Origin of the sequence: Intrasporangium sp. (assembly GCF_030452765.1) — a bacterium.
In the GTDB taxonomy this organism is placed as follows: Bacteria; Actinomycetota; Actinomycetes; order Actinomycetales; family Dermatophilaceae; genus Intrasporangium_A.
Genome location: NZ_JAKDLO010000035.1, coordinates 21,104 through 30,146, shown reverse-complemented (window position 1 = coordinate 30,146; position 9,043 = coordinate 21,104). Strand labels below are relative to the sequence as shown.

The window sequence follows — 9,043 nt, the reverse complement described above, 5'->3', positions numbered from 1 at the left end:
GCGCTCATACAGAGCGCGTAACCCCCCGCTGTCTCAACCGACTTGACAGGTTCCGACAGGCCACCGCACTCGCGATGCTCGGTCGTGTCGAAAACCCTCAGACTAACCCCACCCACTGCGGCTGCCATCACGTTATTGGTCACACCGAATAGGACTTCCCACCCACCAAAGAGGTACGTCATACCTGCGGTGAGGCGGGGCGGACACGACGGCCCCGGCCGCACACCCGCACAACCCGGGCCATCCGCGGTGACAGGCGGGGTTTCCCGGAGGCCTCCCCCGGCGCCCACCTCATCAACCCCATGAGGACAGCCCTAGGCCTCGACCAGACCGATATCAAGGGAGGCTTGTTCGCTGACGGGCTCACCGCCAGCGGTGAGGTCAGCGCCCTTGGTAGTGGGTCCGTAGCGGCCGCGGCAGCTGAAGCCGGTTGACCGGCTCCCGGGTCTCCACCTCCCCGACGGGCGCATCGCCCACCACGACGCCGACCGGGCCGTCACCGATCTCGCGCCCCGTGCCCTGGTCGCGGCAGGTGAATACCACGCGCCGTGTTTGCACCCCGAGCTGGTTGCCTCCGCCGCCGGTCACCCGGCTGCTGGTCAGCTCGAAACCCAGATGATCGCCGAGATCACGTTCGACCCGCCGCTGCAGATCAGCGATGGCGTCATCCAGCGACCCACCGCCAGCAGCGAGGTCCACGTCTTTCGTGGCCTGGTGCGCGGGACCCCGGCCAGCATGCTCGTGCCCCCCTTCAGCAGCCACCCCGACTCCTCACCGTCAGCAAACACCCGGGACAAGAACCGGTCCACCCGGGCACTGACGATCTGCGCGTTCACATCAGGCCCACCCGCCCGGGCGCCGTTGCTCGCTGCGGCCTTGATCGCACTCGAGACCGCGGTCCAACTGGCGTACCCGCCCTACACCGTGACTATCCGAGCTTGGCTAGCGACCCGGGCAGCACCGCTCGTAGGACCAACGCCAGAGTGCTCAGCGGCCTGTGGACGAAACAGTCGGCACCAAAAGCGCGAACGAGCCCACCACCATGGACGCCAGCCCAGCCCCGCCGCGTGCGAGAAGGTGCGCCTGGTGGAGCGGACCCGACGACCCCTGCAGCGACGACGAGGTCGCCCTGCTCGACGCCCTCTTCTCGCCCTGAGCGCCTTCCCGCCGCGTCAGCGAGCGGCGGTGGGAAGGCCGCGTTGCGCAGTCCACTCAGCGCGGGTCATCCATGGTAGGTCGCCGAACTTGACCGCTGTCAACGGGGAGTCGGGGCCGAGCAGGACGTCGTACATCGCCTCACGGGTGGCCGTGCTGGGGGTTCGGACGTACTCGATGAGGTGCACCGCGCCACCGGCCGGCGCCTCGAAACCCGGCAGCGTCTCCGCCGCTGCGGCGGCAATCCCCGGCTGGTCCTTCTTCGCGTCAGTCAGGTGCCGCTTAGCGAGATTGACATCGCCGGCGTCGACATCCGTACCCCTCTCCGTCGAGAGGCGGTTGGACTTCTGCTCCACGAAGTTGCGTACGCCCGCGACCACCCGGTCCGCTGACGGCAGCTCGTAGTCCGGCAGGGTGGTCTCGAGTCGTTTGGCAGGGTCGATCGGGATCGACGGGTCCAGCGGCGTGTGGGGCAACCGGACGCCACGCCGGGCCCCGGGCGGCAGGAACAAGGCTTCGCTCAGCGCGCCGGAAGCCTGGTTTCCCGGTCCTATGAAGTCACCGGTGAATCCGGTATCCCGTGTGAAGCGGATGTAGTCGTCTAGGAGCATGAGGCGTTGCTCGCGTGTCAGGTGGCTGTACTGCCCTCGTCGTGCCAGGGACCGGATCTGGCTGATGGTCGCGACACGTTCGATCAGCTCACCTCGAGTCGGAGGGTTCTCGCCACGGGTGGTGGCCCAGTCGCGCCACTCATGATGGGTGTCGACGAACGTCCGGGCGTCCGTGAGGTAGCCCTCCCACAGGGCGTCGTCGCGGGCCGCCTTGATCTCGAGGCCGCGTTGTTGCCGCGGCGCTCTGGGTGGGGCCGGGATGTCCAGCACCCGTTCCTGCGCCCGCGTCGTCCGGGCCGTCATCACCGCGTTGACGAGGGCCTCAGCCTCGGCCGGGGCCTCTGCCACGCGTGCGGCGAGGCGCTCGAGCACGGTGTGGCTGCGCCCACCCAGTTCGGACTTGTACAACCCACGCCAGATGGCCGAGCCATAGGTGTCGAGGAGCGCCACGACCTGGGGATTGCTCAGCAACTTCCAGTGCTGCTTCTGCAGTCCCCGCAGTTGCAGCAAGGGATCCGCGAGCACCCGTAGGAGCGCGGGCAGCTGTTCAGCCGGAACGTCGCGCAGATTCTCGGCGATGGTCTTCGGGTTCGTCGTGCCGGCCTCCTGCAGGTGCGCCAGCGCGGCCTGAGTCGTGGGTTCGCCCAACAGCGGTTCGATCCGGGCGGCGAACTCCGCGACGTCACGCAACGTCCCCAAGGTGGTGCGGGCGACCACGGCGTTGGCACGCTTCCCGGCGAACGCACGCAGCGCCCGCATCTGCGCGACGTCCAGCCCTGCGTCGGCCATCATGGCTGCATGCTGGGCGCTGAAGTCGGTGTCCTCCAGGCCCGCCCGCAGCTCCCGGTCGAAGTCGAGCAGCCGCTCGTTGGCCTCGGCGATCCGGGCCGGGTCGCCGGTCTCGGCCGCTTCCCGAGCGGCTTGTTCGCGGGCAGTGAGCTCCTGACGCCGGTTGCGGACGGGCGGCGCCTCGCCTGCACGAGGCCCGGGGACGCGGGCTGGCGACGGCACGTCCTGACCGGGCCCGACGGGTCGGGGGGCCCCGGCGCCACCTGGGGCGGTGGGCGGCGTGGACCCCGGTGCAGCTGCCGGTAGGGCGAGTTGCGTTCGGCGGGCGCCGGGGAAGTCGTCGGGGATCTGCGGGACGGGCTCTCCGGTCTTCGCGGAGAAGTCCGCCAGATAGTCCTCGATCGTGGCGTACCGCTTCTGATACCTCTTGCCACCGGGTAGGGCAATGGCCACCTCATATGGCCGCGCGGTCCCGGGGTGATAGGCGTACTCGGTCACCTGCTGGCCACCTGCGCTGTATACCCGGATCCTGCCGTGCGCCGCTCGGCCTGTGCGCCGGGCTTCGGCTACGACGACAAGGAAGTCGCCGTCGGGTCCGCTGGGCCACCGGCCGCGGTTGGGCGTCTGCCGGGTCAGATGATCGGCGGCATGGCTGTGTTCCTCCAGGACCCAGCGTCCGGTGCGGGCCCGTTCGGGCAGGATCTCGTGCCAGTCGGGGTTGGACTCCCCGAGCTGCACCGCCGCCTCGTCCCCGATGACGACGAGGAAGTCGCCACTCTCCACGTTGCGCAAGAGGGCGACCTCAGCGAACGGCGTGGACCCAACTGCGTTGCCGAACAGGTCGGTGGCATACCGACGGGACAGGCTGCGGCCCTCGGGGGCCATGATCACCATTCCGTGCTCGATCGCGACCTGCTCCAGGCCGTCGTGGGCCGACGACGCCGGAGTGTCGGCGGCCTTGGCGGGCTCGCCGGTCCTCGCGTCCTCAGTGGGTCTGCGCTCCTGCGCAGACCTGCGCTCCTCGGTGGGTCTGCGCTGCTCGACGGGTGAATGCGATTCACCCGGACCAGCCTCGACGGCGGGAGTCTCCCGGGCCGGGGGAAGGTCGGGCTCCCCCGACCCCCTACCCTCCCGGGGGGTCGACGCGTGCCGGATCATCTGCGCCGCGTTAACGGCGAGCTGCAGCGACTGGTTCGCCGCATCGAGGAACGCCTCGGCGGCCAGCGCCGCCCGCTCGCCGGGTGAGGCGCCCGCAGGGATCGCCTTCAGTCGCTGCACGTAGCTGACGGGCACCATGATGATCGACGTCCCCAGCTGGACGTAGCCGTAGATCTCTACGCCGCGCTCCACCCAGCCCGCCGTCCGGACGAACTTGGACGACGCCGGCACAGCCCCTGCGATCGGACCCGCGATCGAGGCAGCAGCCCCGACGATCGCGAACACGTCCATCGTCGTCGTCAGGTCCAGCTCCAGGTAGCCACCCTCGTACCGTCGGTACATCCGGTGCGAGGCGACCGCCCCACCGGCCACGCCGCCGACAACCCCCAGCGCGACTGCCGCCGGCCCGGTCACGACGAGGCCGGCGATCGCAGCCGCGGTCGCAAGGCTCTCCAGCCGTTGCCAGAACCGCTCGGTGACTCCAGGGTGCGCCCGCAGCCTGGTCGGAACCGTGTTGCCTTCCAGCTGCTCCAGGAGGACATCCGGGAGCCGGATCCCGATCTCGCCCCGCCCGTAGGGGACCTTGCCGGCGAAGTCCTCGAACGCGCGAGCGATCGCCTCGGCCCTGCCTACCGCCCCACGGCTGCTGCTGCCGCCCTCGTACAGGTCGCGGTGGCCGCTCACCGACACGTCGACGAGCACCCAGTGCTGGTGCGCGACGGTGCTGTCGGACCGTTCCGCCAGCTGCATGACGACGGGCAGCACTCGCCCGTCGGCGTCCGGGACGAAAGCGACCTGCGGGTGGTAGCCGGCATCCTTGAGGTCGCTGACCTCCCCCAGGGTCCGCTGCTGGACCTCCATCTGGGTGACCGCGGCCTGAAGCCTCGCAAGCTCCCCCTTTACGGTGAGGTGCTTCATCTTCAGCTCCACCAGCAGGACGCGCGCCTCGAAGTCGGTCCACGTGTTCGGGGGCGTTCCCGTGGATTCCAGCTGAGTCAGCCGGCGAACCAGCTCGATCTGCTGCCGGGTGGCCGCAACCTGCGTCCGCAGCAACTCCGGCAGACTGGAGCGCTCGACTGCGACGAGCCGGTCCACCTGGGCCTGCTGGTCCCGGACCGCCTGCTGCGCGTCGGCCTGCTGGTCCGAGGGGGCCTGCTGGGCCTTGCCGGCGAGCTCGACGAGCGACGCCCGAGCAGCCTCCAGCTGCGTCGGGGCAACCATGCTGCGGGCCAGCTCCTGCGGCGACTGGACTCGCAAGGTGTACGCGGCGACGCTGGGCGCCCGGACGAATGGAGTGGGGTTGTCCTCCGTGGCGTACACCGGGCCGTGGGAGCTCACGCAGGTGACCAGGTAAACACCTGATCGGTCGAACCGGATGACCTGCTCGTTGTTTGGCTGACTGGCGAGGGCGACGAAGCTGCGGATCAGAGTGCCCGCGCCGCGGACCACCGCGTCCACCGCCGCCAAGTCGTGGGCCGCCAGCAGCTCGGCCGCGGACGAGGATCCGAGGTCCTCGCCGATGTCCCCGAACCCCTTCTGCAGGGTAGCCGCCCCCGCCTCCCGGCGACGTGCTCGCCGAGCCGCCTCGTCGACCGCTGTCCCGGCGGTGTCCTGGATGCGGACGAAGCGCCACGCATAGCCGCGAAGCGCCATCGGCCCGAAAACGGCGAACTCGCCCTCGATGCTCCAGTCGAGGCTCATCGTGAAGTGCAACGGGACGCCGGTGACGCCGAGGGCAGGTCCGTAGTAGCGAATCGACGACGGGTAGGGCTTCTGGTTCGGGGGTACGGCATCCGGGTCGACCTTGTCTTCGCCCGGCACGCCGATGGGGTCCGGCTCCGGTGCTGTGGCTGCGCCGGCTTGCTCCGCGCCGGCGTAGAGCGATCGGCCGGCCGTGAGGATGCGCTCCCAGACGACGTCAGCCTCATCGTGCTCATTCAGCCGGACGGCGGCCGAGGCCTCCGCCGTGCCCGAGTCCTTCATCCGCTCGACCGTGACCTGCTCAGCCGGCGTGGTGTCCGTGCGGCCAAGCGCGAGCCGCTTCGGCACACCCTCCGCGGCCCACATCCGGCGCAGCGTCTCGGGCCGCAGGTCACCGATCGTGTCCTTAGCCAGTGTGGCCAGCCGGAGGTGCTCGCTGTTCAGCCGAGCCTGCACGAGCGTGTTGATCCGGGTCGCCCAGGCCGGGAGCGGTTCGGTCTCCTCATTCGCCCCGCCCCCCCCGCCGCCGCTGTTCTCGCCGGAGCCAACTCGCGGAAGCTGGAGGACCGCCCAGACGAGCGGCATGTCGACGGAGTCCCGGAATCTCTTGTAGGCCGCCTCGTCTGTGGGGACGGGCAGGTCGATGCGGCTGCTGAGCACCGGGTCGAGGTCAGTACGGCTGATGGGCAGCCAGTCCTGGTGATCGCCCTGGAAGAGCTGCTCCACGGCGCGCGTACCGTCGGGGTTGGGCCGCCCAGGCCCGTAGTAGCCCGGGCTGAGAGGGTAGGAGTTCGCCGCCAGCCGGATCGTCGCCTGGCGCTGCTCGTTCCGGTAGAGGCGCATCGTCCGGCCGCTGATCACAACGACACCCGCGCGTGCGGCTGCGATCGTGAAGCTCCGCCCCAAGAAGTCGGTCACGTCGTGCACCACCCCCGACTCGGGGGGGGTCGGGATGACCGGCACGTGGGATTTCGGTTGATGCTGCGAGGGCTGCCGCCGCACTACCCTGGCGTCCCCCATCGGCGGCCCCTGCCCATCGCGACGTCCACCGCCGGACGCTTCGGTTCCGACCCTGCCCGGGCCCGCCTCTCCTGCTCGCCGCGCCGCACCAGCCAGTTGGTCGGCCTCTCGCTCAGCCCGGTCGCGAACGGGGCCGACGATGAGGGAACCTCCCCGCGGCAACGGCGCAGGGCCGTGCTCGACGACGTGGCCGAGCTCGTGCATCAGCACGTCTCGCCCTGACGAGGAATCGGGATCCTGACCGGCCCCGAAGATGATGTCGTGCCCCACCGTGTACGCCAGAGCCTGAACCGCGCTGGCGGACTCGGCCGCGAGGTTGCCGGTGTGAATCCGCACGCCTACGAAGTCGTGCGCGAACCGCCGCTCCATCTCCGCCCGCAACGACGGACCCAGCGGCTGCCCACCCTCGGTGAGAGCCGACGCGACCAGGGCCGCGGTGGCCCGGTTGCCCAGCCGCGGTCGCAGGTCGCTTAGGTCGGCGAACTCGTCTTGGAGCGGTTCGGTCGTCGCGACGCGAGCGGCCGGGGCTCTGGTCGGAGCGGCCTTGGAGACCTGTTGCGCGTGGTCGCTCACTGCAGGAAGTTCTCGTGCTCCGGGTGCTCGAACAGCTGCGGGCCGCCGCCGTGGACGTCCGGGTGCAGGTAGCGGCCACGGACGTCGTCGTCCTTGTCCTCCTCCACCGGGATCCGGTGCGCGGTGGCCCACGGGTCGCGACGAACGCCTAGCAGCAGCCAGCAGACCTCGGCTCCCGGCCGGTCCGACCGGATCCGGAAGCCGTTCTCCTGCACGGGCTGGGTGACCGTCGCGACCCCGAGCTCACCGAGCACCGTGAGGTGGTAGGTGAAGTGCTCGTTGAGCGCCTCCACGTAGTCGGGCAGAGGGACCGGGGCCTCGCCGGAGTCGTCCGTGGTGACCGTGCCGCGGTAGACGTTGAGCATCTCCGGTGACTCGACGAACGAGTGCGAGAGGTACCTGTTCTCCGGGTCCAGCGGGTGGTCGATCCGGAAGCCGCCGCCCCCCTTGCTCAGCGTCCCCGTGATGGAGACGTCCCCGAAGAACTGGCCGGCGGTCGGGCCTGCGCCGACGATGCCGGTGTTCTTCCCAGCGGCCCAGACTCCCGTCGTGCGGCCTTGAGAAAGCACACCGATCATGCCGTTCGCGGAGATCGCGGAGGCGAAGAAGCCGTCGTGGCTGTTGGTCGCGTTGATGGCCGTCCCGGTGTTCTCTACTGAGAGGTTGCCTCCAGCGGTCGCGTTGCCGATCCGCACACTGTCGCCACCGTCGAAGGCGACCGTGCCGCCCCCGGACCGCAGGAAGAGCGTACCGCCGCCGACGTCTCCGATGCGCGAGCCGAACAACGAGACCGTCGACGGTGCGTCCGGCTGACCGAAGTCGCCGGCGAATCGGAGCGCTCCGGAGGTCACGTCCATTGTGAGGCCCCAACCCACCCCGACCCCGTAGAAACCGACCTGGCTGTCGTTCGCCATCCCGACGAAGGCCCGGTCGGACGCCGTGTCGTCCTGGAAGAACCAGAGCCCGGCCGAGGCGTCGCCACCCTGACGGACCCGCATCCGACGTGCGACGTCGAGCCCGAGGCCCTCGCCCGTGTCTCCGATGGTGAGCAGGTCACGCCCGGACCACAGCCGCGCGACCCCACCGCTGGCGTACCAGAGCCAGCGCTCACCCGCGGTGGGCGCATCGACGAACCCGCCGACGGCACGGTCCGCGAAGGAGAACCCGCCGCCGGTGCCCCCGCTGTGCACGCCCTCGTCGCCCTCGACGTGAAGCACGCTTCTCGGCGGGCCCGTGATACCGATGGTGAGGCGGCCGCCCGCAGGCAGCAGCGAAGCGGCGTCGAGCGTGGTGTCGAAACTGAGCAGCGACACCTCCAAACCGCCCGTGGTGCCGGTGAGCGAGACGCCTCCGGCGTCCGGGGCCTCGAGCACGGCCGCGGTCCGCTGTTCCACCGACGGGGAAACACCCCCCGTCGAAACGGCATGGCGGAGCTCGAGCCGGGCTGTCGGCAGCCCGGCGAGGCGGCGTCGGGCGGCATCCAGCGCCGTTACCGCGTTCCCGGCGTCCAGCGTGACGCGGGCCAGGACCACCTCGCCACCGTCGTCTGGTACCGATGCTTCGGTCCGCAACCGCATCCACGGCGCGTGCAGGAGCACCGGCGGGGCCCCGGCCTGCCCTTGGTCCTGAACCTCGCGGAACGTGGCCGTGAGCAGCACCGTCGCTGGGCCGAGGCCGTCGGTGGCCACGATGACCCCGCTGTCTCCGACCGGCACGGTGGCGATGTTCACGACCTGCGCTGGATCAGCGGCCGGATCGATGATTGCAACTCCGCCCGGGACGAGTGCGACGAGTCGGCCCAGCGAGTCCAGCGCCGCCCCCGGCCTGACGGTGACTCCAGGCTGGCCTGTCGTGGCCGTGACGCTCAACCCGTCGGCCACGCCCCAGGCGTGCAGGCTGGCGGCCGTCGCGCGGGCGAGCGGGAGCAGGCCGCTCTCGAGGTCGGTGAGGCTCTCGCCGTGGCTCGTGCTGCCGGTGCGGACGGTTCCCGTCGCCACGTTGAAGTACTGCGTGCGGGTTATCGGAGTCGGGCTCAT

At 70.4% G+C, this 9,043-nt stretch carries 3 protein-coding genes; all 3 read right to left on the bottom strand.

Translation table 11 applies throughout. The annotated features are described in order from the left end of the window. Nucleotides 1-381 precede the first annotated feature (381 nt). The 3 genes from L0H79_RS06570 to L0H79_RS06560 all read right to left on the bottom strand — a co-directional run bounded on the left by L0H79_RS06570 (nucleotide 382) and on the right by L0H79_RS06560 (nucleotide 9,043). A complete protein-coding gene (locus tag L0H79_RS06570; RefSeq protein ID WP_301483777.1) occupies nucleotides 382-762 on the bottom strand; it encodes a hypothetical protein in 381 nt (126 codons plus the stop codon). A gap of 410 nt (nucleotides 763-1,172) precedes the next feature. Then, complete coding sequence (locus L0H79_RS06565) at nucleotides 1,173-7,007, bottom strand: DUF4157 domain-containing protein (RefSeq protein WP_301483776.1); 5,835 nt, start codon at nucleotides 7,005-7,007, stop codon at nucleotides 1,173-1,175. Further along, a complete protein-coding gene (locus L0H79_RS06560) occupies nucleotides 7,004-9,043 on the bottom strand; it encodes a hypothetical protein (protein ID WP_301483775.1) in 2,040 nt (679 codons plus the stop codon). Before L0H79_RS06560 ends, L0H79_RS06565 begins: the two co-directional genes overlap by 4 nt.